The 25079-nt window shown below is 65.1% G+C and carries 24 protein-coding genes and 2 tRNA genes; 8 read left to right on the forward strand and 18 right to left on the reverse strand.

Annotated features, from left to right (window positions below; genetic code table 11):
- Positions 1–20: 20 nt before the first annotated feature.
- From M1P90_RS05275 to M1P90_RS05285, 3 genes are all read right to left on the reverse strand, one after another.
- Positions 21–212 carry a hypothetical protein gene (locus M1P90_RS05275; RefSeq protein ID WP_483701607.1) on the reverse strand — a complete coding sequence of 64 codons (192 nt, stop codon included), beginning with the start codon at positions 210–212 and terminating at the stop codon, positions 21–23.
- A 189-nt stretch (positions 213–401) separates the two neighbouring features.
- A complete protein-coding gene (locus M1P90_RS05280) occupies positions 402–974 on the reverse strand; it encodes a hypothetical protein (RefSeq protein ID WP_483701608.1) in 573 nt (190 codons plus the stop codon).
- Positions 975–1097: 123 nt separating this feature from the next.
- Positions 1098–1916 (reverse strand): hypothetical protein, encoded by an 819-nt coding sequence (locus M1P90_RS05285; protein ID WP_483701609.1) that lies wholly within the window; start codon positions 1914–1916, stop codon positions 1098–1100.
- Between the two features lie 83 nt (positions 1917–1999).
- Here M1P90_RS05285 and M1P90_RS05290 point away from each other — a divergent pair, with 83 nt between their 5' ends.
- From M1P90_RS05290 to M1P90_RS05305, 4 genes are all read left to right on the forward strand, one after another.
- Positions 2000–5014: an AfsR/SARP family transcriptional regulator gene (locus tag M1P90_RS05290; RefSeq protein WP_483701610.1), complete on the forward strand. Its 3015-nt coding sequence runs from the start codon at positions 2000–2002 to the stop codon at positions 5012–5014.
- A 204-nt stretch (positions 5015–5218) separates the two neighbouring features.
- Positions 5219–5707 (forward strand): hypothetical protein, encoded by a 489-nt coding sequence (locus tag M1P90_RS05295; RefSeq protein ID WP_483701611.1) that lies wholly within the window; start codon positions 5219–5221, stop codon positions 5705–5707.
- A gap of 101 nt (positions 5708–5808) precedes the next feature.
- Positions 5809–5885 (forward strand) — tRNA-Glu (locus M1P90_RS05300).
- 6 nt (positions 5886–5891) lie between these two features.
- Positions 5892–5968, forward strand: a tRNA-Asp gene (locus M1P90_RS05305).
- 100 nt (positions 5969–6068) lie between these two features.
- Here M1P90_RS05305 and M1P90_RS05310 read toward each other — a convergent pair.
- Positions 6069–8345, reverse strand: a complete 2277-nt coding sequence (locus M1P90_RS05310; protein ID WP_483701612.1) for a SpoIIE family protein phosphatase — start codon at positions 8343–8345, stop codon at positions 6069–6071.
- Positions 8346–8512: 167 nt separating this feature from the next.
- On the opposite strand from M1P90_RS05310, the gene M1P90_RS05315 reads away from it, so the two are divergent.
- On the forward strand, positions 8513–9652 hold the full coding sequence (locus tag M1P90_RS05315; protein WP_483701613.1) for a nucleotidyl transferase family protein: 1140 nt from the start codon (positions 8513–8515) through the stop codon (positions 9650–9652).
- 532 nt (positions 9653–10184) lie between these two features.
- Here the strand turns inward: M1P90_RS05315 and M1P90_RS05320 are convergent.
- From M1P90_RS05320 to M1P90_RS05365, 10 genes are all read right to left on the reverse strand, one after another.
- Positions 10185–11549: a GNAT family N-acetyltransferase gene (locus M1P90_RS05320; RefSeq protein ID WP_483701614.1), complete on the reverse strand. Its 1365-nt coding sequence runs from the start codon at positions 11547–11549 to the stop codon at positions 10185–10187.
- A 130-nt stretch (positions 11550–11679) separates the two neighbouring features.
- A complete protein-coding gene (locus tag M1P90_RS05325) occupies positions 11680–12666 on the reverse strand; it encodes an RIO1 family regulatory kinase/ATPase domain-containing protein (protein ID WP_483701615.1) in 987 nt (328 codons plus the stop codon).
- Positions 12663–13199 carry a GNAT family N-acetyltransferase gene (locus M1P90_RS05330; RefSeq protein ID WP_483701616.1) on the reverse strand — a complete coding sequence of 179 codons (537 nt, stop codon included), beginning with the start codon at positions 13197–13199 and terminating at the stop codon, positions 12663–12665. The genes M1P90_RS05325 and M1P90_RS05330 overlap by 4 nt, the downstream gene beginning before the upstream one ends.
- Positions 13186–13737 (reverse strand): GNAT family N-acetyltransferase, encoded by a 552-nt coding sequence (locus M1P90_RS05335; protein ID WP_483701617.1) that lies wholly within the window; start codon positions 13735–13737, stop codon positions 13186–13188. The genes M1P90_RS05330 and M1P90_RS05335 overlap by 14 nt, the downstream gene beginning before the upstream one ends.
- 10 nt (positions 13738–13747) lie before the next feature.
- Complete coding sequence (locus tag M1P90_RS05340) at positions 13748–14677, reverse strand: N-acetyltransferase family protein (protein WP_483701618.1); 930 nt, start codon at positions 14675–14677, stop codon at positions 13748–13750.
- A 185-nt stretch (positions 14678–14862) separates the two neighbouring features.
- Positions 14863–15723: an ABC transporter permease gene (locus M1P90_RS05345; protein ID WP_483701619.1), complete on the reverse strand. Its 861-nt coding sequence runs from the start codon at positions 15721–15723 to the stop codon at positions 14863–14865.
- 48 nt (positions 15724–15771) lie between these two features.
- On the reverse strand, positions 15772–16734 hold the full coding sequence (locus tag M1P90_RS05350; RefSeq protein WP_483701620.1) for an N-acetyltransferase family protein: 963 nt from the start codon (positions 16732–16734) through the stop codon (positions 15772–15774).
- Between the two features lie 7 nt (positions 16735–16741).
- Positions 16742–17341: a GNAT family N-acetyltransferase gene (locus tag M1P90_RS05355; RefSeq protein WP_483701621.1), complete on the reverse strand. Its 600-nt coding sequence runs from the start codon at positions 17339–17341 to the stop codon at positions 16742–16744.
- An 81-nt stretch (positions 17342–17422) separates the two neighbouring features.
- A complete protein-coding gene (locus M1P90_RS05360; protein ID WP_483701622.1) occupies positions 17423–17644 on the reverse strand; it encodes a hypothetical protein in 222 nt (73 codons plus the stop codon).
- A 288-nt stretch (positions 17645–17932) separates the two neighbouring features.
- Entirely contained in the window at positions 17933–18484 is a 552-nt protein-coding gene (locus tag M1P90_RS05365) for an isochorismatase family protein (RefSeq protein ID WP_483701623.1), read from the reverse strand.
- Between the two features lie 263 nt (positions 18485–18747).
- Between M1P90_RS05365 and M1P90_RS05370 the strand changes: the two genes are divergently transcribed.
- On the forward strand, positions 18748–20250 hold the full coding sequence (locus M1P90_RS05370) for a hypothetical protein (protein ID WP_483698632.1): 1503 nt from the start codon (positions 18748–18750) through the stop codon (positions 20248–20250).
- 214 nt (positions 20251–20464) lie between these two features.
- Here M1P90_RS05370 and rsgA read toward each other — a convergent pair whose 3' ends face one another.
- From rsgA to M1P90_RS05390, 4 genes are all read right to left on the reverse strand, one after another.
- Complete coding sequence (gene rsgA, locus M1P90_RS05375; protein ID WP_483701624.1) at positions 20465–21370, reverse strand: ribosome small subunit-dependent GTPase A; 906 nt, start codon at positions 21368–21370, stop codon at positions 20465–20467.
- Between the two features lie 9 nt (positions 21371–21379).
- A complete protein-coding gene (locus M1P90_RS05380; RefSeq protein WP_483701625.1) occupies positions 21380–22273 on the reverse strand; it encodes an ABC transporter ATP-binding protein in 894 nt (297 codons plus the stop codon).
- A gap of 42 nt (positions 22274–22315) precedes the next feature.
- Positions 22316–22519: a hypothetical protein gene (locus M1P90_RS05385; protein ID WP_483701626.1), complete on the reverse strand. Its 204-nt coding sequence runs from the start codon at positions 22517–22519 to the stop codon at positions 22316–22318.
- Positions 22520–22989: 470 nt separating this feature from the next.
- The gene (locus M1P90_RS05390) at positions 22990–23367 is read right to left on the reverse strand and encodes a hypothetical protein (RefSeq protein ID WP_483701627.1); all 378 of its coding nucleotides are present in this window, start codon (positions 23365–23367) and stop codon (positions 22990–22992) included.
- Between the two features lie 252 nt (positions 23368–23619).
- Between M1P90_RS05390 and M1P90_RS05395 the strand changes: the two genes are divergently transcribed.
- Together M1P90_RS05395 and M1P90_RS05400 are read left to right on the forward strand one after the other, a co-directional pair.
- Positions 23620–23874: a hypothetical protein gene (locus M1P90_RS05395; RefSeq protein WP_483701628.1), complete on the forward strand. Its 255-nt coding sequence runs from the start codon at positions 23620–23622 to the stop codon at positions 23872–23874.
- A gap of 17 nt (positions 23875–23891) precedes the next feature.
- Complete coding sequence (locus tag M1P90_RS05400) at positions 23892–25025, forward strand: GNAT family N-acetyltransferase (RefSeq protein ID WP_483701629.1); 1134 nt, start codon at positions 23892–23894, stop codon at positions 25023–25025.
- Positions 25026–25079 lie beyond the last annotated feature (54 nt).

A 25079-nucleotide genomic window follows, 5' to 3' on the forward strand; every position in this document is an offset into this window, starting at 1 on the left:
TGTGGGTTCCTCCAATTCGATCAGGGGTTACGTAATTGCTTTACAAAGCCAGTTTTGGCTGCGGCAGCCAGGTAGAAACGATTCTTTTTTGTGTGCGATTTTTCGCGCGCAGCGCGGAAAATCGCACACAAAGAAAAAATAAGTCCCACGGTTCCCGAACGTGATGAAGGGCTGCCGCCTGCGATAAGCTTGTCGAACCGAAAGCTCAGCACGCCAACTCGTAACGTCTATCAATAAACAACCAATAAACAACGAAGCTTCTTTGGAAACCAAAATGCTAAAAACTGATTTCTGGCAGCCGACTACTGTTTTGCAATGAATAAGGCGGGCGCGGCAGGCGCGCAGGGGGGGCGGCTGCTACGGCACTGCGGTGCGCCCGCCATCGCGGAATGTGGGCGACGCTATTTGAGAATAGCTTCGCTCCAGTAATAGGCGGTCAGGCTGAGCATTGCCGACGAGGCCGGGCCTGCGGTTTCGGTGGCCGTAAACAGCGTGGTAATCGTCGCGTTGGTGTTGCTGGGTGCGGTTTCGGGCAGGGTGCCAACTTTATGGAACACATAGCTTTGCGTGCGATCGCCCAGTGTTTGGCTATGAATGGTGAGCGCGCTGGTGATGCCGAGGCTGAAATCGATTGTGCCGTCGGGCGCGAGCTTGAATTCGCCCCCGAAACTGTTTGGCAGGTCGGCATGCTTCCACAGGAGCCAGGACGCGGGCTGGTGCGGCTGCGAGGTCGGAGATCGCACGCCAACCAGGGCCGAGACGGAAGGAAGCTGAATGGCGAGCGCCAGCGCGCCAGCGCCAACGCCATAGTGGCTGTCGTCCTGCTGCCAGATGATGCGGAACTGCACGGTAGGGTGCAAGATTTCGGTCGCCAGCTGGATCGCGCTGGTGTGCAGGAAATCGGCGTACTTCTGAAATGGGTTTATTTGCAGCACTGGCTGCGGGATGGTGCCAATATCAATTCCTTGTGGCATGAGATTGCTCCTTTATACATTACTCAGCGGGAAGATTTGGTGATGGGTGCAGCAAGCGCATCCTGAGTAGCGCGAAGCGCATATCGAAGGGTGCGCGTGAACCTCAGCACTTCGGAATACGGATTACGCCCGCACATCCGACGGGGCCAGGCTGAAGGTCAGCCACTGGCGGCCAGCGTTGTCTGCGCCATAGCCAAAGAACACGGGCGGCGCGTCGGGCTGGCCTTCGGGCTGGTAGAGCCGGCCAGTGTAGATCGTCAGGTCGCCGGTGTGCAGGTTTTCACTCCATTCATAGTTTGTCTGATAGATTTGAATAACCTGCTGGCTCGGGTGGGCCGACGCCGACGCCGGAAAGACCTTTATGCGAATCTCGCCTTTGCTGGCGGGCGTATCCCAAGCATCTTCCTTTCTGCTAATCGCGGCCTCGAACCACGGCGCCGCGAGCGCGAGCCCTTCTGCCAATTCGTGGTTTTCCGCGTGCGCGTGCAGCGCCAGCACGACGTCGGAGTTCGGGCCGTTCGGCTGGGCTGGGTGCAGGAACAGCTCGTCTTTGCTCATCAGCCCAAGCGCCGTGTGAAAGCGCCACTCCCCCTGCGACAGATCGACCAGTGTCATGGGTTCCTCCCTTTCCTCGGCTAGGCCGGCGCGCGGCAGCTGCGTTTCGAGAAAGGCGAGCAGCGCGCCCACGCTGGCGAAGCCGCGCCGCTCGCGCGTCTGCGCGTTTTCCAGCGAGCAGCGCCACTCGGGGGCGCGGCCGTTGCCGGCCTGCCAGATGCGCAGAATAAACGAGCGATGCCTGCTTTGCGCGCCGCGCGGGTTGCCCACGCGCATGCCTTTCTGCTTGGCGGCAGCGTGCCGCGTTGCGCCGGTGCATGGTGTGAGGCCAGCATAGCAGCCGAGCGCCCACAGAAGCGCCCACGCGAACGCCAAAACAACGCCCACGTTTCCCGCTAAATCGATCGCTTGGTTCGTTAACTTCTGTAATACGGCGATTTTATTCATACCACACGATCCTGGGGGAAGCGATGGCTGCGCTGCATCTGGCTTTGCTTGGCTCGTTTCGCGCTGCGCTGGATGAGCAGGAGCTGCACGGTTTTGGCTATGCCAAAGTTCGCGCACTGCTGGCCTACCTGGCGGTTGAGTCGGCGCGCGCGCACGAGCGGCGGGCGCTGGCGGCGCTGCTGTGGCCGGGCGAGCCGGAAGCGATTGGCCGCAAAAATCTGCGCACCGCGCTGGCAGCGCTGCGGCAGGCGATTGGCGACGCCGATGCCAGCCCGCCCTTTCTGCTGGTCAGCCGCGAGCAGGTGCAGTTCAACCCGGCCAGCGACCACACGCTGGATGTAGCGCGCTGCGCCGCCCTGCTTGCCGAAGCGCGCCGGCACGCCCACCCCGGCGGCGCGCTGTGCGAGGCATGCGCGGATGCGCTGGCGCGGGCAGCCGCGCTGTATCGTGGAGCATTTCTGCACCAGCTCAGCCTGCCCGATAGTGTGGCGTGGGAAGAATGGGCCATCCTGACGCGCGAGCGCCTGCATGGCCAGATGCTCGACGCGCTGGCGCAAATGATGGCGCACCACGAGGCGTGTGGCGACGACGAGCGCGCGCGGGCGGCGGCGTGGCAGGCGCTGGGCCTGGAAGCGTGGGACGAGGCCGCGCACCGCTGCCTGATGCGCGTGCTGGCGCGATCCGGTCAGCGCGCCGCCGCCCTGGCCCAGTTCGAGCGCTGCCAGAAGATACTTGCCGCCGAGCTTGGCATCGCGCCCGCTGCCGAAACCCGCGCGCTGGCCGAGCAGATTCGCGCGGGCGCGCTGGAGCAGGCTGTGGGCGTGCCGCGCGCTCCTGCCGAGCACAAGCCGACGCTGATCCTGCCCGAGCTGCCGTCGCCACCTAACGCACTGCTGGGCCGCGACGATACCTGCGCCGCAGCCGCCGCCCAGCTGCGCCGGGACGGCGTGCGCCTGCTCACGCTGATCGGCCCGCCGGGCGTGGGCAAAACGCGCCTGGCGCTGGCGCTGGCCGCCGCGCTGCGCGAACAGTTTGCCGACGGCGTGTGTTTTGTGGAGCTTGCGGCAGTGCGCGACCCGGCGCTGGTGCTGGCGGCAATTGCGCAGCCGCTGGGCGTGAAAGAGTCCGGCGATCAGTCGCTGGCGCAGCTGCTGGCCAGCGACATGCGCGCCAAAGCGATGCTGCTGGTGCTCGACAACTGCGAGCAGGTGATGCGCGCCGCGCCGGCACTGGCCGCCCTGCTGGCAGCCTGCCCGGCGCTGAAAATCCTGGCAACCAGCCGCGTACCGCTCCACATCCGCGCCGAGCATCTGGTGCGGGTGCCGCCGCTGCCGGTACCTGCCGCGCACCTGCCGCCCGGCGAGCTCATGCACGCGCCTGCGGTGGCGCTGTTTCTGCAGCGCGCGCAGGAGGCCGACCCGCATTTTGCGCTAACCGCCGAAAATGCGCGCGCCGTGGCCGCAATCTGCGCGCGACTCGATGGCCTGCCGCTGGCAATAGAACTAGCCGCCGCGCGCTGCTACCTGCTTGCGCCCGCCGAGCTGCTTCAGCATCTCGACCCGCGCCTGCCGCTGCTCACCGGCGGCGCGCACGACCTTCTGCCGCACCAGCAAACCCTGCGCTCGGCCATCGAATGGAGCTACGACCTGCTGGCGCCGCCCGATCAAGCGCTGCTGTGCGCGCTCAGCGTGTTTGCGGGCGACTTTACCTTGCCAGCGGTGGTGGCGGTGTGTGGCGCTGCCGAGGGCCGCGATGCCCCGCCGAAGCTGGCCCTGCTCGACAGCCTGGCCGCGCTGGTGAGCCAGAGCCTGGTGCAGCTGGCCAATTCTGCTGGCGGCGAGCCGCGCTACCGCCTGCTCGAAACCATCCGCGAGTATGCCGCCGCCCGCCTGGGCGCGCGCGAGCGCGCCGTGCTGCACGAGCGCCACGCCCGCCACTGCCTGGGCGTGGCCGAGGCGGCGCTGCCCGAGCTGCGTGGCCGCCACATGCTCCATGCCGCCGCCCGCCTGGCCCACGAGCACGACGCCATGCGGGTGGCGCTGCGCTGGTGCCACGAGCACAACCAGGCCGGGCTGGGATTGCGGCTGGCCGGCGCGCTGTGGCCCTTCTGGCAGCTGCGCGGCCACCTGATCGAAGGGCGTGCCTGGCTGCTCACATTTCTGGGGCACAATGCCGCGCCACACGCGCGCGCCTGGGCCGAGCTTGGCGCGGGCTGGCTGGCCTACGACCAGCATCACTACGCCGACGGGCTTGCGTACGCCGTCGCGTGCGTGCAGCATGGCGCGGGCAACACACTGATCGAAGCGTGCGGGCGCGACCTGCAGGGCTTTTGCGCGGCGGCGCTGGGCGATTACCAGGGCGGAATCACGCTGCTGGCCGAAAGCGTGCAGCTGGCGGCCGCCGCTGGCGACGCCTTTGCGCAGGCGCACGCGCACCTCAACCTCGGCTTTCTCTACCTCGATCAGGATGATGCCGAGCGCGCCTTGCTCTTGTTTCGCGCCGGGCTGGGTTTTGCGCGCCAGATCGCGCAGCCGCTGCTGCTGGCGCGCGCGCTCAACGCGCTGGGCGAGGCGGCGCGCAGCCTGGGCGACTATGCCGAGGCGGGCGCGTGCTACCGCGAGAGCCGCGCGCTCTACACCGCAACCGGCGACCGGCGCGGCGCGGCGGCCTTGCAGCACAACATGGGCTGCGTGGCGCTCGAAGCGGGCGATGCCGCCGACGCGCATGGGTGTTTTGCCGCCTGCCTGGCTGGCTACCGCGAGCTTGGCGACGCAAGCGGCGTTGCGGCGGCCACGGCGGGGCTGGCCTGCGTGGCGGCGCTTGGCGGCGAGCTGGCGCGGGCGGCGCAACTGTTTGCTGAGGCATACACGCAGCGGCAGGCCACTGGCATCCCCTTTCTTGGCATCGACGCGCAGCACTACGAGCGCGCGCTGGCGCGAGTTCGCCAGCAGCTGCCGCCCGAGCTTTTTGCCCAGGCATGGCGGCGCGGCGAGCAAAATGCCGGCGGCAAAGCCCTGTCTGCGGCCGGCGGGGCATGAGAGGATGTGGCGTGGGCTGGCTGCACGCTTCTTTTCCTCACAACCGTGGGCGTCGGCAGGTGACAGCATTGCTTGTATTTTGAAAAGGAGCCGGTGCCGCTGCGACTCTTGAAGCGGGCAGAAACGCAGTGCTATACTATGCGCCACGCGCAGGTGCCGTGGTGCCTGGGCGCTGCACACAGTTTTACGCAAGCCGAGGTTCCTATGCCCGTCTTCCGCAAAGTTCCTGCCGGCGAAGCTGCGCGCTGGCCCATCGGCGGTTCGCGCCCGGCCCACGCCCTGCCCGACACTAACCCCGCCGCGCTGCTGGCCGCATTACCCGACCGGCGCGGCCTCACCCGCATCGACATAGCGGGCGAGCACGCCTGGCGCGCGCGCGTGTATACGCGCAGCATCGAGCTGCACCGCCAGTTCGCCGATGCGCGGCACGGCGGCACCGCCAGCGCCCTGCGCGCCGCCATTGCCTGGCGCGACCACATGCGCAAGCTGGCCGGCCCGCGCCCGTCGCGACCGCCCCGCGCGTGGCGCATCGTCCGCGCCGACTACGAGCGGCTGGCGGGCTGGCTTGCCTACGCCGACCGGCGGCGCTACTTCAGCGATGCGCGCTACGGCGGGCGCGGTGGCGCGCGCGAAGCGGCGGAAGCGTGGATGCAAGAGCGCGGCGAGCCAGCATACGCTGCCGCTGGCGTGTAGCGCGGGCGCATTTTTGGCAGCACAGCGCCAACTTGCACGAACAGCAACACTATGCTATAATCCCCCGCGTTGCGACGGAAGAAGCAGCGATTAACAAATCAGGCCCCATCGTCTAGCGGCCTAGGACGACACCCTCTCAAGGTGTAGATCGTGGGTTCGAATCCCACTGGGGTCACCACAGTGTGGGCTCGTGGTGTAGCGGCCTAACATGGAGCCCTGTCAAGGCTCAGATCGCGGGTTCGAATCCCGTCGAGCCCGCCACACTTGTGGAACCAGAAGCGACGCGCAGGAACTGCGCGTCGCTTTTGCGTTGGCGCAGGGCGCGCGCAATGTTGTGTGTTCGGCGTGGAAACGAGCGCCGCTAGCTGCCACTATAGCGCGCCACCACAATCGCCATATCGTCGTGCATCTCGGCCTCGGCCACGAACGCAGCAACATCGGCGAACAGGTGGGCCAGCAGCGCCTGCGCGCTGTCAGTTGGCCCGCCGGCAATTGCGGCCTCGAAGCGCTCGAAGCCATACATCTCGCCGTGCTCATTCATCGCTTCCACGATGCCATCGCTGCTCAGGATCAGCATATCGCCGGGGGCGAGCCGCTCCTCAACCTCGCGGTAGGGCGCTGCCGCCGACAGTGGCGTGCCCAGCGGCAAGCCGCCAATGTCGATCATGCGCACGCCGCCCTGGCCGCGCACCATTGGTGCAACTGCCCCCGCGTTGGCAATCCGCACGCGCGGGCCATCGAGATACACCAGGCAAACGGCGGCGTTTTGCCCGCGCCCAACCGAGGGCTGCAGCATCTGGTGAATCTGGCTGAGCGTCAGGCTGGGCGCAAGGCCCACCGGGATGGTGCCAGCCAGGGCAGTCGCACACGCCGACATGAGCAGCGCGGCGGGCATGCCTTTGCCTGCCACATCGCCGAGCGCCAGCGCCAGCGCGCCGCTTGGACGCACATAGTAGCCATACAGATCGCCGCCAACCTGGCGCGCGGGCCGCGTTGCCCCGGCAATATCATAATCTTCCGACTGAGGCGCATGGCGTGGCAGCAGGCTGAGCTGCACCGAGCGGGCGGCATCCAGCTCGCGCAGGGTCTGGTGCAGCACTGCAATCGAGCGGTACGTATTGATCGAACGCAGCAGCAGATCGTCGAGGTCGAGATGCCCCTGCCCTTCGCGCTCGACAATGCCAACCAGCGTGCGCTGCTGCGCGCCGGCTTCCAGCGGCATCAGCAGCAGTGCCTCGCCGGGCGCCAGCCAGTGCGCAGGCGGAAAGGCAAGCAGCGGGCCTTGCCACGGCGTTGTCAGCGATTGCATATCGATGCGATAGCCGCTCATCAGGTCGCCGGCGCTGCGCTGCACACTCAGTGCCGCCAGCGGCCCACTGGTGATCAGGTAGCGCAGCGCCGCGTCGATCGACTGATCCAGGCTGTATTCGCGCAGCAGATCGATCACATAGTTGATCGCATTCACGCGGTCGGCGCGGTCGAGATTCTGGCGCGCTGCGTGGGCCTCGGCCACCGTCACCAGACGATTCAACGCTTCCCAGAGGCGGCCGGCATGCTCGCTGCCCTGGCCCGCCCACAACGCCTCCAAGTAGGTTCGAAGTGCCAGCACCTGCCAGCCTTGCCGCTCGCCGCTGGCCACCAGCGCATCGACAACTTCCGCAACAGGGGCTTCGTGTGCGAGCGCGGCCACCAGCGGCGCAACCCAGGCGGCTGCTTGCTCGGGCGTTGCCAGCGCGCCATCGGCAGAAAGCTGCTCGGCGAGTTGTTCCACCGCGCTGCGCTCGCCATTGCTGCCCTGCCCGCACCCGCAGGAAGCGCGCAGGATCAGCTGCGTGGCGAGCGAGATGCGCGCGGGCAGCGGCGTGCCGTTTTCTGCGCGAACCAGGGCGCGCACACTTTCCCAGCCAATCTGGAATGACGACTGGCGAATGGTGGTGAGCGGCGGCTCGAAGGTAGGCGAAAGAACCGAGTCGTCGAAGCCGATCACGGCGACATCTTCAGGAACGCGCAGGCCGGCGCGCTTCAGCGCGTGGATCGCGCCAAAGGCCGACATGTCGTTGGCTGCGAACACGCCGTCGAACGCAATTCCTTCGCGCAGCATTCGTTCGGTGATGGCTTCGGCCTGCAGCATGCCAAACGAGGCATGATCGACCAGCGTTTCGTCATATGGTAAACCCGCTTCGGCCAGCGCATCGCGATAGCCCAGCAGCCGCTCCTGTGCTTCCTTCGATTCGGCCACCCCGGCAAGGTGAACGATCCGGCGGCAGCCGTGGGCGATCAGGTGCGCGGTTGCCTCGCGGCCGCCGGTGCGGTTATCTGGCCCGATCGACGGCTGCCCGGCCTTTTCGCCTGAATAAATCAGAATGTTGGCGCCGTGCTGCGCGCAATACTCAACCACCTCGTCGGTGACATAGGCGGGGAGCACATACGCATCGGCGCCCGCAGGGAGCAGCGGCAGGTCTTTCGGGGTGAGGCGGATATGCGAAAGGCGCGTGTTCAGGGCGCTGTAGAGCACGATTCGGCAGTTCGCCTCCGCGCCAGCCGTCACCGCGCCGCGTACCAGCGGGCCAGTATAATAGTTGCTGAGATGCTCGCCAAGAACAAGACAGATCGTAGCAGGTGCGTTGCGGTCGGCCATGGATTTCTCTTTGAATGGGGTTATTTGCGTGTATTATACACGCTGCCGAATTGAAGTATGGCAGCAAGCTCGATACACGTCATTCCTCAGTCGGCGGGCTTGCGGGTGTGCAGGAAACGCGGATTCGCCCTGGCAGATGCGCCTGTTATTTATGGTACGATACGCCCATGCTTGAACCTGAAATCGAAACACAGATCACCGCCATTCACGCCTCGGCGCACAAGCTGGTGCTGGAGTTTGCCGGCGCGGCCAGCATGGGGCTGTTCTGGCTCCACGCCGTGCCTGGTTCGTCGCGCACCATCCTCGAAGCGACCGACCGCTACGCGCCCGGCTCAATGGCCGACCTGCTGGGCCAGCCGCCCGAGCAGGCTGTCGCGCCCGAAACAGCAACGGCCATGGCCGTTGCTGCCTACCGCCGCGCGCGCCGCCTGGCCGAGCCAGAGGGTGCGTGCCTGGGCGTGGGCTGTACGGCGGCGCTGGTGACCGACCGCGCGCGCCGGGGCGAGGATCGCGTGTGGATCGCGGTGCGCGATGCGGCTGGCGTTTCTACGTATGGGCTGACGATGACCAAAGGGCTGCGCGACCGCCTGGGCGAAGAAGAATTGGTGAGCCGGCTGCTGCTGAATGCGATTGCTGAGGCTAGCGGCGTGGCGGCACTTGCGCTCCCGCTCGCTGCGGGCGAGCATGTGGAAGGTGCGCGCACGCCCATGCCCGACCCGCTCGCACAGCTGCTCGACGGCCAGGCGCGCACCGTGAGTGCCGCGCCCGATGGCACGCTCGCCGCCGATGTGCCCGTGCAGGGCGCGCTGCTGTCCGGCTCGTTCAATCCGCTCCATGCCGGCCATGAGCGCCTGGCGCAGGCGGCCAGCGCCGTGCTTGGCATGCCCGTGAGCTTTGAGCTGCCGGTTGCGAACGCCGACAAGCCGCCACTGAGCTATGCCGAGATCGAGCGGCGGCTTGAGCAGTTTCGCTGGCGCTACCCGGTGGTGCTTTCGCGCGAGCCGCTGTTCGTGGGCAAGGCCGATCTCTACCCCGGCTGTGTGTTTGTGGTGGGTTACGATACCGCCGAGCGTCTGGTGGAGCCGCGCTACTACGGCGGCGAGGCCGGCCGCGACGCCGCGCTGGCGCATATTCGCGCGCAGGGCTGCCGCTTTCTGGTGGCGGGCCGCCTCGACGAGGGTGTGTTCCGCACGCTGCGCGACATTGCGGTGCCGGCCAGCGCCCGCGACCTGTTCATCGATCTGCCCGAGTCGGCTTTCCGCGTCGATCTCTCGTCCACTGCGATTCGCGCGCAGATGGCGGGCTGAACGACAAGCGACAACTGACGACCTACGGGGAATTTAACCGCAAAGGGCGCAGAGCTGTTTGCGAGTTGCAGGTTCGAACGTTGCAGGTTGCCTGCCAGCCGACGATTGGAAGATGCACCACAGAGACGCAGAGGCACGGAGGTTTTGGAGTTGCGGGTTTGAACATTCGGACGTTGCGAGTTTGAATGTTGCAGGTTGACTGCCAGCCGACGGCGGGGAATTTAACCGCAAAGAGCGCAAAGGGCTGAATGTTCGCAGGCTCGAACGTTGCACGTTGGCTGCCAGGAGACGATTGGAAGAGGCACCATAGAGACGCAGAGGCACGGAGGTTTTGGAGTTGCGGGTTTGAATATTCGGACGTTGCGAGTTTGAATGTTGCAGGTTGCAAGTTGATTGCCACGTGCAACCTGCAACCTGCAACCTGCAACCTGCAACCTGCAACCTGCCGACTGCCGACTGCCGACTGCCGACTGCCGACTGCCGACTGCCGACTGCCGACTGCCTACTGCCTACTGCCGCCCCTCCCCGCTCGCTAGTCCAGATTCAGCACCCACGCATTCAGCGGTGGGAACATCGCCTCAAGCGCAAGTTTGGTGTTGCCCTCGGCGCGCACATCCGGGAAGGCGTAGCGCAGCTCGTCCAGGCTGCGATGGCCGAACAGCAGTTGCAGGAACACCAGCGGCGGGAAGCCAGCGGTGGCCTTGGGGCCGTAGTGAATCGCCCGCACATTCCACGGCTCGGCGGTTAGCAGCTTCCCATTCTCGAACACCATACGCAGCCCGCCCCGATAGAAGTTCAGCCGCAGCTCATCGCTCAGCCCGGCCACTGGCGAGGAAGCCAGCCGCGCCTCCAGCACCGGCGCGAGGTGCATGATCAGCGCTGGCAGATCGCGCACGCGCACGTACCACGCATACGGATCGCCGTGCAGCGGGGCCAGATCGCCCAGCGCGTCGTACACCGGGTGCTTGCGCCCCAGCCCGAACAGCAGCCGGTCGAAGGGCGGCGTTTTGGTTCCGGGCGTGTGGAGCTGCGCACCTTGCGCGGCCAGCGCGCGCAGCACGCTCGGCAGCACGCCCGGCAGCGGCACGCCCGGCACGACGTGCAGTGCCACGATCGCCATGTCGTTGCTCCAGCGGTGCCGGCGCGAGAACAGGTAGCCCAGTGGCGCGGCTGGCTCGTTCGCCCGCACGATCAGCTGCGTGTCCCAGCCCTCGCCCGAGGCAAAGCTCAGCCCTTCCATCACCCAGCGCAGGTACTCCGCGCTCATTGGCGTTGAAACCATGCGCGAGGCGCGATCCTGATCGTAGAGCGCCAGCACCTGCGGGATCTCGGCGGCGGTGGCCGGGCGCAGCACGAAAGGCTCGGTCGCGCCTTCGGCCAGCGGCGGGATGGCGCTATTGAACACAACGCGCCAGCCGCCCAGGTCGAGCGCGTACTCGTAGCCGAATTGCCGGTAGTAGAAGGGAATGCCGGTGATGCCCTGCGCCATGTGGCCCTCGGCGTCGCTGCGCGCGTGGATGAGATCGAACACCGCGCGCACCAGCCCGCGCTCGCGGTGGCCCGGCATGCTCGCGACAATCTCGGGCCGACCGACCGGGAAGGTGATTCCACCGTATTCCCAGCTTTGGCGCAGCAGGCAGGTCGCGGCCAAAATCGTGCCGCTGCGCGTGTCTTCCACCAGCGCAAAGTCGTTCGCGACGATGTGCGGGTGCCGCCCGCTCATCAGGTCGTGCGTCCACGCGGCAATCCCCGCGTTCGGCGGGTCGTCCTTGTCGCGGAAGACCTCGCTATACAGCGCCGCAATGCCCTCAACGTCGGCGGGAACAGCCCAGCGCAGCAGCAGGCCGTCGCCCATGTCGCGGCGGTAGTTTGGGTCGTGGAGCGGAAGTTGTGGCATGATGTGCTCCTTTACTGTTTCGACGAAGGACGAAAGACAAAAGACGAATGGCATCTTGGTCCTTCGCCCTTCGTCATTCGTCTTTTTCTCTTCTTCGTATCTTCGCGCCTTCGTGCCTTCGTGGTTACGGTTATTCTTCCGCGCCGAGGTCGCCCATCATCGCAGCGGCGTCCTCGTCGGCGGCGGGGCCATAGCGCGCCCACATGTCGTTAGCCAGCTGCATGGCGTTGGCACGCACACCCTGGCGCGCGAAGTAATCGCACACGCGGCTGATATCGCGTTCGAGGATGGCGCGTGCCTGGCGGTTGGCGGCCAGCGCGGCCACCTGCGGGAAGTCGATCAGCACCACGCGCCCTTCCCAGAACAGAATGTTGTAGGCCGAAAGGTCGCCGTGCGCGAGGTTGTGCTGAAGCAGCAGCTCGATATTGCGCAGCACTTCCTCGAACAGCAGGCCGGCGGCGCGGCGCGGCAGGTTGATCTCATTGAGCGCGGGCGCGGCGCGCTGCGCATCGCCGATATACTCCATCAGAATGCCGTTTTCGGCGGCGGCGTAGGGCTTGGGCACAGCCGCGCCCGCGCCGTGCAAGCGCTGCATGGTTGTGAACTCGTGCATCACCCACGACGTGTGCGACACCTGCGCGCCAAAAGCGGTTTTCTTGCCGATTGCGCGCATCAGGCGGTGGTCGGTTTTCTTCGCAGCGCGCCCATCCGAGGTCAGAATGGAACGGCCCTCGCGGTACATGGCGTCGTTGCGCAGGTTGCGGAACATGCGCGGCCGGTAGACTTTCGCAGCCAGCCGCTCGGTGCCGGTGCTTGGCTCGGCGGCGCAGCAGTAGACGCTCGCCTCCTTGCCGCCCTTCACCTGCGCGAGCACATCGGTGATCAGGTGCTCGTCGTAGAAGGGCCGCAGCGAGTCGCGCAGCCAGACCTCTTCGTAGCGAGCGGGTTGGTAGGTGGTGTGGAAGCCCGCTTCCATGCCGCTGGTTTCGGCCAGCTGAGAAACCACTTCGGCGCGCGGCGGGGCGGGCTTGCGCGTGCGCTTGGCGCTCCGCTCGCGTGGCTCGAACTGCTCGGCGTAGCGCTCGTACGGGTCGGAATCGAGGTCGTCGCTGGTCATCGCTGGCGTGCCTTCCACTCGTCGCGCAGCATACCCATCTGGATGAGGTCGACATACTCGCCGCCAAAGAAGGCTTCCTGGCGCAGACGGCCTTCTTCCACAAAACCGAGCTTTCGGTAGGCGCGGCGGGCGCGCTCGTTGTTGCCCAGCGTGGTCAGCCAGATGCGCCGCCAGTTCTGGATGGTGAAGCCCCAGCGCAGCAGCACGCGAATCGCGTCGGGGCCATAGCCCTTGCCGACGTACTCCGGGTGGTGGATGGCAATGCCAAACTGCGTCGAGCTGTCGCGCCGGTGGCTGTGGTGCAGCCCGCAGCTGCCGATTATCACGCCATCGACTTCGATCACAAACCACGATCGCTCTTCGTGGCCTTCCAGGCCTTTGTCGAACCACTTTTCTCTGGCGGCCAGCGGCTCGGGCTCCCAGTCGCCATCACTCATCAGCACCAGGTCGATATTCTCCTGGGCCAGCTTGTTCAGTGTTTTCAGGTCGTCGCGCTCCACTGCGCGTAAGAGAACTCGATCACCGCGAAGCATGGCTCGCTCCTTTATGACTGGCCCGCCACTCATCGCGCAGCAGGCCCATAAGAATGACATCCTGGTACTCGCCATTGACCCAGACCTGGCGGCGCTGGCGGCCTTCGTGCACAAAGCCCAGCGCCTCGTAGCAGCGAATCGCGCGCTCGTTGCTGCCCCAGGTAATCAGCCAGATGCGCTCGAAGTTCTGAACGAAAAAGGCCCAGTCGAGAAACAGGCCGATTGCCTCGCGGCCATAGCCCTGGCCCTGCGCTTCTTCGGCGTAGATCGCCACGCCAAAGGACGAAACGCGCGAGCGCATGTCGGTGCTGTGCAGGTTGATATCGCCTACCAGCCGGTCATCGACAACAATGCCGAACCAGGATTTATTCTCGCGCTCAAGCTGCTTGTCAAAGCGCTTTTCCATCGCGGCCAGCGAATCGGGCTCCCACGCGCCGTCGGACAGAATGCTCGACTCGATGCGCATGGTCAGCTCGTGCAGGGTTTTTAAGTCGTCGCGCTCGATTGCGCGGAGTGTGACACGTTTGCCTTTAAGCATGAGTGTGCTCCTAACTATGGGCAAGCTGCTTCACCGACGTGATCATGCGGTACGCGACGGCGAAGCCAGCCGCGTGGTAAAGCTGCGGTGCCTGGCTGGCGCTTTCCGCATCCACGCCCAGCTTGGCGAGCGTGAGGCCACTGTCGCGCATGCGCGCCAGGTTCGCCAGCAGCAGCGCGTGCCCAAGCCCACGCCGCCGGTACGCGGGCAGCGTGCCAAGCTCGTCGATCCAGCCTTCGCCGCCCTCGCGCACCGTGCCCCAGCAGAAGGCGCACAGCTCGCCGTCCGGCGCTTCGGCCACAAGGTTCAGGTCGGGCCGGTAATCGGGCGCGGCCAGCCACTCGCGCACATCGTCGAGCGTGTAGTCGAAGTGGTTCCAGTGCTCGCGAAAGGTCTGGTTGAAAAGCGCCGTCCAGGCGGCCGCCTCGCGCTCGCCGTCGAGCGGGCGCAGGGCGTAGCCAGCGGGAATGTTGGGCGCAGGCAGAGCTGGCCCGAGCGGGCGCACCATGCGCAGAAATGTGCGCTGTGGCGTGAAGCCGTTGCGCTTCAGTAGCTCAAGCCGGAACGGAATGTCGTCGCGGCCCAGCGACCGAATGCGCGCTGGCCGGCCGCGCTCGCGGGCGATCTCGCGCATGCGTTCCGCGCCCCACGCAATGATTGCGTCGCCCAGCGCGCTGTTGCGCACGTCGGGCCGCACATGGATGCGCAAACGACCCTCCACCACGCCATCGGGTTCGTCGACAAACAGCTGGCCGAAGCCAGCCGGCTGGCCCTGCGCATCGTCCCAGAGACGAATGTCTGCGTCGCCACTTTGCCCAGCCAGCTCGTCGGCTGTGCTGCCCTGGTCGAGCTGATCAACCGCTTCGCAGGCGGCGATCAGCGCGGCCAGGGCCGGGGCCTCGGCAGGGTTTTCGTAGGGTCTGGCATTAAAGTGTGCCATTGTTGCGCTTCCTGTCAACACTATAGCCGAGAGCGAAATGCTTAAGCCACAGAGCGCACAGAGACCACGGAGAGTGACAGACAAAACTCGGAGTCCTCCGTGTTCTCTGTGGCCCAATACGCCTGCACCTTGCTATAGTGGCTAAATGCCATGAGCAACCCGCAACGGATTTCCGCAAGGATGCATTACCCGTTGCGCTTGAGCTTGCCCGTGGCCTTGGCGTAGCGCTCGGCGCGCGTAAAGGCGAACAGGCCGGTTGGAATGGTGATCAGGCCAGTGATCAGCAGCGGCACAATGTAGGGCAGAAAGGCCGCCTGCACGCTGATGCCTTCCAGCAGCGCCTTACGCATGCCTTCGAGCATATACGCGGCCGGCGAGATCTTGGCGAAGATCTGCATCCAGCCCGGCAGCACGCTGATTGGGTAGTACACGCCGCTTACCAGCAGCACCAGCGTTTTGATGATGTTGGTCATCTGCAAGCCCTTTTCGGGCGAAAGCAGCGGCAGCACGGCGGCAAACATGCCCAGGCCGATAAAGCTCAGGCTGCCGGTGACCACAATCAGCAGCATGCTCGCCACGTTTGCGTGGCTCAGGTCCACGTGGAAGAACAGCGCCACGATCGTCATAATGATCGAGGTGTGCAGCACGCCATACAGCACCGCAAAGGCCGCCTGGCCAAGCAGGTGCGTCAGGCGCGAGATCGGCGCCATGAAGGTATACTCGATCGTGCCTTCCCAGCGCTCCCACTGAATCGCCTCGCTGACCATGTCGAAGACCATGGCGAGGTAGTGCCACACAAGCGTGCCGACCATCAGGAACAGGATGAACGTGTTGATCTGCGCGGCGCTCATCGCCACGCCGGTGATCTCGCTCGACGCCTTGCCGATTAGCGTCACGGCCAGCGAGCTGACGATCGAGTAGGCCAGCCACACCAGCTCCCAGGCCCAGTAGCGCTTGATCAGGTTGGCGTTGCGCTCGACGAACGCATACGCGGCGCGCAGTTCGCGCCCAAGCTCGCCGCCACGGCGGCGCGGTACGGTGGTCATTGGTGCATTCTCCATCACTGCTGCCAGGCGCGTGCCCACCAGCAGGGGTTAGTTCAGGTATTTTTCGTAGTTCTGCCAGCTGTGCAGCACGCTGAAGCCAACCGATTCGTACAGGCGCAGCGCGCCAGTTGGGTTTGCGGCGTCGACATTCAGGCGCGCGTTTTCCACGCCGTTGGACTTGAGATGCTGCAAACCGGCCAGCAGCATAGCGCGCCCCAGGCCGAGCTTGCGGTAGCCGCGCCGCGTGCCAAGAATGCCGATCCAGCCGTCGTTGCGGCCATTGCGCTCGTTTTCCGCCGGGTCGATCTGGCACAAGTCGAAGGCGGCGATCGTGCCGTCTTCGGCCACCGCGATCAGATCGTGCTCGGGCCGGTAGCTCGGGTGCTGCATCCAGTGGCGATGCGTTTCCAGCGTCACCGGGTGAAAGTTGTAGTGGTCGATGAACGACAGGTTGAACGCATCGACCCAGCCCGCCACATCGGCGTCGCTCGCCACATGGCGCAGCGTGAAGCCCGCTGGCAGCACGGCCGGCTCGATCGGCGTGTCGAGCGGGCGGATCATCTGGAAATAATGCCGCACAACCGCCATGCCCGCGTGCTGGGGCAGGGTGTGGCCGTAGGCGAAATCGGTGCGCGTTCCGCAGTTCAGGCGGGCCTTTTTCGACTCGGCCTGCGCCTGATGGAGCACGCGCTCGGTCACCCACGCCATGATTTCGTCCTCGATGCCGCTGCCACGTGCCGACGGCGCGACCCGCCAGTACAGGCCGCCTTCGACCTCGTCGTCGCTGCTGTCCATCCAGACCTGGCCGAACGCGATCAGCGCGCCGTCGGCGTCTTCCCACAGGCGCAAGTCTTTGGCGGTGTCGAGGCGCGGGTCGGCAAACTCCAGCCGCAGGTCCTCGATGGCGTAGTTATCGTCAAGGTGGTCAGCCGCGTCGCAATCGTTCAGCAGCGCGGTGATCGCCGGGAGATCGTTTTCGCCCGCGTAGGGGCGCACAGTTACGGTGTTCATCAGCTCCTCACTTGCCGCCGAGCTGCCCGACCAGGCGTTGCAGCTGCGATGGCCCAAACTCGTCGCGCGTGATATCCATCAGCACGCGGTCGTAGTGCTGGTTGTTGAACAGTTCGCCGCCGCGCAGCCGCCCCGCCTCCCTGAAGCCGGCCTTGGTGTAGGCCCGCCGGCCGCGCGCGTTGAAGTCGGTGTACCACAGGTAGATCGTGTGCAGGCTCAGGAACGTAAAGCCGTAGTCGCACAGCAGACGCAGCGCCTCGGTGCCGTAGCCCTGGCTCCACGCGCTTTTGTCGCCCAGCGCGATGCCCAGCTCGGCCACGCGCTTGTGCTGCTCGATGCGGTTGAACCCGACATTGCCGATCATGCGCCCATCCTCGCGCACCACCACGCTGAAGATCTTGCGGTGGTCTTTCACCATGGCCTCGTACCATTCCTGCTCGTGCTCGATCAGGAAGCTGTTGCCCGGCCCGCCGACATAGGTGTTCAGCTCAAGGTCGGCAAACCAGCGCGCATACAGCGGGATGTCGTCGCGCAGCACGTGGCTGAGAAAGATCTGCTCGCCGGGAATGACCTCCAGGCGGAATGGTGGCTCGGCTGTGTGCGTCATGATCAATCTCCTATGAGTGCGCAGCGATGGCGCGCCAGCGGCTGAGGGGCAAGGTGCCGCTGGCGCACGTGCTGCGTTGGCTTACACGCGCCGCTGTGGGCGGCTCACGTTCTTGCGCCGGTCGGCGCGCTTGCGGGCCAGCGAATCGGCCCCGCCGAAGCGGCGCTCGCCGCGCGAGTCGGTGCTGCGGCCGTCGCGGCGGGCGTCGGGCGCGCTGTGCCCAATGACGTCTTCCCAGTCTTCCTGCTCTTCCATGTCCTCGATGGTGTCGAGATCGTACGCCGGAATATGAATCCTTGGCATTGCAGTGAGTTCCTCTCGTAGAGGCACCGCGCCAGGCACGCGTGCCCCGGATTAATACAGGTTCGTGACGACGGCGGACAGGTGGGCGGGTGGAAAAACACTGGCAGTCATATGCGTGCTCCTTTCGCTCGGCGCGTGCGCGCTTGTTATTCTGATAAATACAGTTCTTGCATTCAGCTTCCAGGAAGCTAATCTGGTAGCAGGTTGATGTAAAACAGGCCTGAGCTTCCTGGAAGCTTAGAGTATTCGGGTTTGAAACCTTCGAGTTTTCGTGCCGTCGTGGTTCGGCTATAGCGCGATCTCGGCGGCAGGCGCGACGCTGATGCTGTGCCGGCCTTCGCCGAAGCCATCCTCGGCGCCAATGCCTTCGAGCAGCGCGGTGATATAGTCGCGTGCCTGCCCGGCGCTGATGATGTGATTGTCGGTTGTGCTGTGGGCATCGGCGGCCAGCGCGACATCGTAGCCAAGCGCAATCGCTCGCGTACTTGTCATAAATACGCAGGCGTCGCTTTTCAAACCCGCAATTACCAGCCGCGTGATGCCGCGCGCCGCCAGCTCGTCGCGCAGGGCCGTTTCGTAGAACGAGTCGGCCCAGGCTTTGCGCAGCACGAGGTCGCCGGGTGCGGGCGCGACCGCCGGGTGAATTTCCCAGCCCGGCGTGCCAACGCCATCGCCAACATCCTTATCCTGAACATACACCACTGGCACGCCGCTGGCTCGGGCGCGCGCGGCCAGGGCTGCGCAGCGATCCAGCACCGACGCGGCTTCGAACACAGGCCGCTCGCCAGCGAGCAGGCCAACTTGCAGGTCGATCAGAAGCAGGGCAGTTCCGCTTGTCATGGGCAACACTCCTTGGTGAATACACGTCAATGGCGGTTGTGTGGACTTTGCGCATGGCTGCCCTCCTTTCTACTCAAACGTGCGTGGTGTCTTTAGCCTTCGGCAGAGCGGTACTCATTCTTTTTTGTGTACTATTTTCCGCGCGTAGACATGGTTTCAGGCAGACCAAGCCAGCTTTACAGTCTTTCCCTGCCTGCTGACAGACAAACTCCCTAGTGGTATGGTTGAAGGGCCAACCACAACCAATCACTAGGGAGAACCCAATGGGTCGCACACATCCTAGCACGCCCGAGATGCGTGCACAATCCGCAGCGCTGCTGCTGGCACATCAAGGCGAGTATGGTATCGTGACACGCCTCAGCCGCATACATCACGTCTCGCGCCCGACCTTGTATGCTTGGCGCGAGCACGCCCGACGCGCCATCACGGCTGCCTTTTCGCCGCCGTCTGCTCACGCGCCTGCCCGCTCCAGCGCTCGCCACATTCTGACGCTGTGGATCGCGCATGCCTCTCAGCGTGGCATTCAAGCCGCGACCCAGGAATTGCTCGGACAGGGCCTCAGTTTGCCCACCATCGTCGCAGTCCTGCACCAGGCTCAGCAGCGCGCTCTGACCTGGATGCACACGCACCTTCCTTCTTCCACTCGCGCCTTGGCGCTCGACGAAATCTTTCCCGCTCACGGTCGAGCCGCCTATCTGAACGTGGTCGATGTGCACAGCGGCGCAGTTTGGGCCTCTGAAGGACCGCTGGCGGTCGATACCGAGAGTTGGACCTTGCTGTTGTGGAGCTTGCAGGAGCGTGGCCTGCGATGGGAGCGGGTTGTGATGGACGATGGCGCACCCATGCACAGTGCCTGCCAGCACGTCACGCCCGATGTGCTGGTGCAACTCGACCACTGGCATCTGTTCCAAGCCTGCTCGCTGGTGCAGGCTCGCCTGCAGCGCCGCCTGAGCCAGATGCACGCGCGTACAGCGGCAGTTGAGCGCCAAGCTGCCTGCCTCGAGCTTGGGACACGTCAGCGCGGTCGGCCGACCAAGCGCACGCTTGAGAGCCACAGCCAGGAATTGGCGGCAGCGACCGATGGTGTCGCTGCGCTGGCCTATTTGACCGACGAGTTGCATCGATTGCTGGCGGTGGTGGTGGTCGGGCGCAAGCGGTTGCTGAGCTTGGCCGAGCGGCAAGACGAACTGGACGCGCTGCTGAGCTTGTTGGACGAATTGGCAGAAAGCAGCGCGGGAGAGCAGCAGGCCGAACTGGGGCGCCTGGCGCGCCGCATTCGGAGGCAAATGCCAAAGCTGCTGAGTTTTGGTGCCCAGGTGCAGCAGGTGCAGCAGGAGCTGAGTGGAGTGCTGGCAGCCGAGCGGCAAGCGCTGCTGGGATGGGCTTGGCTGAGGCGGAAGGAATTGGCGTGGACCGATGCGGAGGTGATAGCGGCGGTGCCAGTGGACTGGCGTGCGGCGGCGCGAGTGCTGCTGACAGCCTGGCAGGAGGCGGTGCAGGTTTCGAGCGCGGTGGAGCGGTGGCATAGCATCCTGCGCCCACATCTGGCGGTGCGGCGAAGGCTGACAAACGGTATGCTGGCGTTGCTGGCAGTTTGGCACAACCATCGTGTGTTTACTCGTGGGAAGCATAAAGGTCAGAGCCCGCTGCATCTGAGCGGGATGCGCGATGCGCCGACTGACTGGCTGGTGGCATTAGGCTATCCACCAGCCAGCACGGAGCATTCACCAGCGCATCTGATGCCTGAGTGGACGCTGGCCGCCTAATCACAAACTGTAAAGTACCTACAAACCATGTCGTAGCGCGGAAAATAGTACACACTCGGTTTGTGAATGATGTGCCGTCGCCAGCGAATCGGTGACGTAAGGCTAGGACATCGCGCAACTACGCTTTCTTGATTTTTATTACCAGGGCGGCGCGGGTGTTTGGCTGGAAGGTCGAAGATTTCCATCCCACACCCCCCATCCTCCATCCCCTATCTCACGCCGCCTCTTCGTAGAGCTTGACGTAACTATCGTAACGCTCCTGAGTGATTGTGCCCTCGGCCAGCGCGGCGCGCACGCCACAATCGGGCTCGTGCACGTGCGTGCAGCCGGCGAAGTAGCAGTCATCCAGAAACGGGCGGAACTCGCGGTAGCACCAGTCGAGCGAATCCTTGGCCAGCCGCCACAACCCCAGCTCGCGAATGCCGGGCGTGTCGGCCACGTAGCCGCCGGCCGCCGACTCCACCGGGTGCAGCTCGGCAACGGTGGTGGTGTGGCGGCCCTTGTGCAGCGACTCGCTGACTTCGCCGGTCGCCAGGCCCAAGCCGGGCTGCACGGCGTTGAGCAGGCTGCTCTTGCCCACGCCCGACTTGCCAGTGACGACGCTGATGCGGCCGGCCAGGCGCGCGCGCAGATCGTCGAGGCCGGTTTGCTGCTTGGTGCTGGTGTAGATCACCGGGTAGCCGATCTGCTCGTACACGGCAAACAGCGCGCGCGCCTGATCGTTGCTGACCAGATCGACTTTGTTGGCGACGATCACGGTGTCCAGCTCCTCGGCCTCGGCCAGCACCAGATAGCGGTCGAGCATGCGCGGCGAAAGCGGCGGGTTGGCGCAGGCAAACACCAGCAATACCTGGTCGACGTTTGCCACCAGCACGTCTTCGCTCCACACGCCGCGCGATCCAGACGCGCGACGGGCCAGCTTGCTGCGGCGCGGCTCCACTGCCTCGATCGCGCCGTTCTTGGGCGACACCTGCTTGACTTCGACGACGTCGCCAATCACAGCAATATCGCTCGACTGGCGCTCTTTCTTCAGGCGCCCGCGCAGCGTGCACTCAAGCACGCCCGCGTCGGTCTTGACCCAGAAAAATCCGCTCTGCGCTTTCAGCACGAGTCCTTGCAAGCTGATCTCCTATTCTGCTTCGGTTTCAAAGTCGTCGTCGAGGCTCTTGCCGGTCAGCGCCAGGAAGACATCTTCCATGGTGGTGCTGCCGTTTTTGCCGCTCTGCGCGCCGATCTGGCGCTTCAGCTCGGCGGGCGTATCGAGCGCCACGATCTTGCCGTCGGCGATGATCGCAATGCGGTCGCACAGCCGGTCGGCTTCGTCCATATCGTGGGTGGTCAGAAACACGGTGGTGTCGTGCTCGCGGCGCATGCGCTGAATGAAGCGCTGCACATCCTGCTTGGAACGCGGGTCGAGGCCGGTGGTCGGCTCGTCGAGCAGCAGCAGCACCGGCGCGGTGAGCAGGCCGCGCGCAATCGCGACCTTCTGCTGCATGCCGCGCGACATGTTTTCCAGCGGCTCGTACAGGCGCTTTTCGGCCATGCCAAGCTTGCCCAGGATGTAGATCGCCTTCTGGCGCGCTTCGTCGATTGGCATATCGTACAGGCGCGCCGCGTACATCAGGTTTTCCAGGGCCGAGAGCTTCTTGAAGAACGACGCCTCGACACTGACGCGATTGATCATGCGACGCACCGCGCGTTCGTCGCGCTGCACATCGTGCCCAAACACGCGAATATCGCCACTGTCGAGAATGAGCAGCGTTGAAACGAGCCGGATGAGTGTCGACTTGCCCGAGCCGTTTGCGCCAAGCAGGCCGAATATCTCGCCGCGCGGCACGCTGATCGAGATATTATCGACCGCGACGGTCAGCTCGCGGGGCTGGCGCGCGCCGCGCTTCCAGAAGGCCGGCTGCGGGCCGGGGTCCTTACGAAAGCGCTTGAACGCGCCGCTAATGTCGAGGGCCGGTAGCTCGGATGCGGCGGGCGTGTTTTGGGTGGTTTCAGGTTCGGCAATCAGGCTCACAGCATTCCTCTTTTCGCATAGGGAGGCCCGGCAGCGCCAGGCTTATTCACATTCACGGACGCGGACATCGACCCGGCGCGCGCCCAACGTGTCGAACGCAAAGGCGATAACCCGCTCGATCAGGCTGTTTTCCTCATCAAGCACGATGGCCGGGATCTCGACGCGGTATGCTGCGTCGTTGTGTTGATTCCGTTTAGGTGGGCGCGGCTCTTTCAAAAGTGAGCCGTCGCGATCCTGGATTATCAAGGTCTTGCTCCTTCGCAATCTGGCGGGGCCCGCGCTTGCGGCCGCCGTGCCAGGCGATGCTTCAGGCTTCGGAAACGGCATTGCGAAAACGTCCTTACCCACAGGCGATTCAGGGGACACAAAAGGCCGTGGGCACCTTCTGCGTGCTGCCCACGGCCATGCGTATGACGCAAAGAGGCCGTGAGCGAACCCGACTGTCGCCCACGGCCCGTTAGCTCAAACTGTGATGAAAATCAACAGTGGCGCTTTCGGAAAATGGGCGCAGCAAGGCCGTGAGCAAATTCACCACGAGGACCGACAAGTCGCTCGCGAGTGATGAAGCTCTCGGTTGTGATGAGCTTCTTGCTAGCCATGCGTACATCCACCTTTCCAATTACATTCTGCGATTACTCTGCTTACTGCCCGCAAGCATATCACGCGGGCGGCAGGCTTGTCAAGCGCGTGCCGCTCCGACTTTCGGCGGATGTTCGTTAGCCGGCACGGCCAGTGGTCAGCGCGCGCAGGGCGATGCCGCACAGGAACAGGCAGACCGTGACGTAAATCAGTTGCTCCCAGCGGTCGTCGCGGCCACGCGTGTAGGCGAAGGTGCCGGGCAGCATAATGATTGCGACAATGCCGTAGAGAATATGAATGCTGGGGCGAAATGGCCGCGCACCAGTGGCAAAAAGCGCCACGCCAATAATGAACTCGGCCAGCATCAGCAGCTCGCCGATCGCCAGCGCGCCCTTGTAGCTGCCGCCAATGCTTCGCCCGCGCACATAATTTATAAAACCCCAGATCGTCAGCGCGCCAAAAAACAGCAGAATCGTTACGACCAGGCGCATGTGTAAAAGGGTCAGCGTCGCCATTGCGAGCCTTTCTGTTCACGAATTACCGGCGCAATTGTAGCACACGGCACGGCTTGCGCAGCAGGCGCTGGTGCTGGTAGCATGGGGGTTGCAGGTTTGAAGGTTGCACGTTGGCAGGTTGCGGGTTGCAGGTTCGCAGGTTTGAAGGTTTGCAGGTTGGAGATCATGCTCGCTGCCAACTGCCAACTGCCGACTGTTTGGTTCAGCGGTTCCGTGGTTCTCGGTTCTTGGTTCTCACAGAAGGAGCCAGCGATGGAATTTGCGCAACAGTTTGTTCGCGATGGCATCTACCTCATGCCGGATGGCACGCAGGTGCGGGCGCGGCTGTATAACCTTGAGTGTTTGCACATGGAGTGGGTATTTGAAGACCTCGACGGCGTGCGGCAGCTGGGCGTGCTGCCCGACGGGCGCGTGCAGGAATATGTCGTGCAGGGGCGCGATTTCCTTGGCCCGGTCTACGATCTGCGCCCGAGCGACCTGACCGTAGAGGATTTGAGCGTGGCCTAGCTGCGCCTGGGAGCACTATGTCACCTGATTTGGAGCGGCGTGCCGCCACGCCCGCCGACGCCGAGCCGCTACGCGCCTTTGCTGCCGCGCAGGGCGCTGCGGCGCTCGCCGCGCTGGAACGGCACTGGCAGCAGCCGCGTGGCCGGCCAGCGCTGACGCGCCTGGCGCTGCGCGATGGTGCGATTGCTGGCTATGCGCTGCTGGCGCACCGCCGCCTGCGCGTGGGCACTGCCACCGTCGAGGCCGGCACGATTGACGCGCTGGTGGCGCCGGGCTTGGCCACCGATGCGTGGGAGATGCTGCTGGGCGATTGCCTGGGCGCGCTGTTTGAGGAAGGCTTGCCGCTGGCGCTGTGGGCGGGCGCGCCGGACGAGCTGGCCGCGTATGGTTTTGCGCCCTTTCAGCTCGCCGCGACGGTGGAATTGTCAGCGCCGCCCGGCCCGGCAGGCAAGCTGCGCCCGGCCAGCGCAGATGACGCCGAGGCACTGGCGGCACTCTACGCCGCCAGCTACGCGCCGCTCGCGCTGGCCGAGCTGCGCGCCGCGCCCGACTGGCGCGCATGGCTTCAGGAAAATCGCGCGCTGGTGCTGGTAGATGGGCAGGGCCGCGCGCTTGGCTATGCTGCGCCGGGGCTGGATGGCTGGGCCGAAGCGGCCGCCGCCGATGCAGGTGCGGCCCGCGCACTTCTGGCAGCGCTGGGCGCGCATTCGGGCGAAGGGCTGCGGCTGGCGTTGCTGGCGATACACCCGGTTGCGCGGGCTGCTTTGCAGCTAGGTGGCATGGCAACGCAGCGCGCCCCCACCCCCGACGAGCGCGCCCCGCTGGCTGGCGTGGTCGATCTGGCAGGCCTGCTGGAGCAACTCGCGCCCGAATTTGAGCTGCGGCTGGCGCGCTCGCGCTATGCCGGGTGGTCGGGGCGGGTGCGGCTGGAGCTGGAAAGCGAGCGCGTGACGCTGATGGTGGATGCGGGCCGTGTGAGCGTGGCCGACGGCACGCGGCCCGCAGATGTTCGCCTGCGCCGCATTGAGCTACCCGCGCTGGCGCAGCTGTGCCTGGGCTACCGCCCCGCCGCTGACCTGCGCGCAACTGGCGGGCTCCAGTGCGACGACGCCGAGCTTGGCCTGATCGATGTGCTGTTTCCCGCCCTCTGAAGAACAATTGTGTGCTACAGAGATCACGGAGAAACACTACGCACTACGCACTAG

This window comes from Kouleothrix sp. 19917 (genome assembly GCF_057073505.1).

What these genes read in the sequence shown, in the direction of transcription:
- M1P90_RS05280 (WP_483701608.1), bottom strand. Translation starts at nt 974, where the DNA reads ATGCCACAAGGAATTGATATTGGCACCATCCCGCAGCCAGTGCTGCAA.
- M1P90_RS05290 (WP_483701610.1), top strand. Translation starts at nt 2,000, where the DNA reads ATGGCTGCGCTGCATCTGGCTTTGCTTGGCTCGTTTCGCGCTGCGCTG.
- M1P90_RS05295 (WP_483701611.1), top strand. Translation starts at nt 5,219, where the DNA reads ATGCCCGTCTTCCGCAAAGTTCCTGCCGGCGAAGCTGCGCGCTGGCCC.
- M1P90_RS05310 (WP_483701612.1), bottom strand. Translation starts at nt 8,345, where the DNA reads ATGGCCGACCGCAACGCACCTGCTACGATCTGTCTTGTTCTTGGCGAG.
- M1P90_RS05315 (WP_483701613.1), top strand. Translation starts at nt 8,513, where the DNA reads ATGCTTGAACCTGAAATCGAAACACAGATCACCGCCATTCACGCCTCG.
- M1P90_RS05320 (WP_483701614.1), bottom strand. Translation starts at nt 11,549, where the DNA reads ATGCCACAACTTCCGCTCCACGACCCAAACTACCGCCGCGACATGGGC.
- M1P90_RS05325 (WP_483701615.1), bottom strand. Translation starts at nt 12,666, where the DNA reads ATGACCAGCGACGACCTCGATTCCGACCCGTACGAGCGCTACGCCGAG.
- M1P90_RS05330 (WP_483701616.1), bottom strand. Translation starts at nt 13,199, where the DNA reads ATGCTTCGCGGTGATCGAGTTCTCTTACGCGCAGTGGAGCGCGACGAC.
- M1P90_RS05335 (WP_483701617.1), bottom strand. Translation starts at nt 13,737, where the DNA reads ATGCTTAAAGGCAAACGTGTCACACTCCGCGCAATCGAGCGCGACGAC.
- M1P90_RS05340 (WP_483701618.1), bottom strand. Translation starts at nt 14,677, where the DNA reads ATGGCACACTTTAATGCCAGACCCTACGAAAACCCTGCCGAGGCCCCG.
- M1P90_RS05345 (WP_483701619.1), bottom strand. Translation starts at nt 15,723, where the DNA reads ATGACCACCGTACCGCGCCGCCGTGGCGGCGAGCTTGGGCGCGAACTG.
- M1P90_RS05350 (WP_483701620.1), bottom strand. Translation starts at nt 16,734, where the DNA reads ATGAACACCGTAACTGTGCGCCCCTACGCGGGCGAAAACGATCTCCCG.
- M1P90_RS05355 (WP_483701621.1), bottom strand. Translation starts at nt 17,341, where the DNA reads ATGACGCACACAGCCGAGCCACCATTCCGCCTGGAGGTCATTCCCGGC.
- M1P90_RS05360 (WP_483701622.1), bottom strand. Translation starts at nt 17,644, where the DNA reads ATGCCAAGGATTCATATTCCGGCGTACGATCTCGACACCATCGAGGAC.
- M1P90_RS05365 (WP_483701623.1), bottom strand. Translation starts at nt 18,484, where the DNA reads ATGACAAGCGGAACTGCCCTGCTTCTGATCGACCTGCAAGTTGGCCTG.
- M1P90_RS05370 (WP_483698632.1), top strand. Translation starts at nt 18,748, where the DNA reads ATGGGTCGCACACATCCTAGCACGCCCGAGATGCGTGCACAATCCGCA.
- M1P90_RS05390 (WP_483701627.1), bottom strand. Translation starts at nt 23,367, where the DNA reads ATGGCGACGCTGACCCTTTTACACATGCGCCTGGTCGTAACGATTCTG.
- M1P90_RS05395 (WP_483701628.1), top strand. Translation starts at nt 23,620, where the DNA reads ATGGAATTTGCGCAACAGTTTGTTCGCGATGGCATCTACCTCATGCCG.
- M1P90_RS05400 (WP_483701629.1), top strand. Translation starts at nt 23,892, where the DNA reads ATGTCACCTGATTTGGAGCGGCGTGCCGCCACGCCCGCCGACGCCGAG.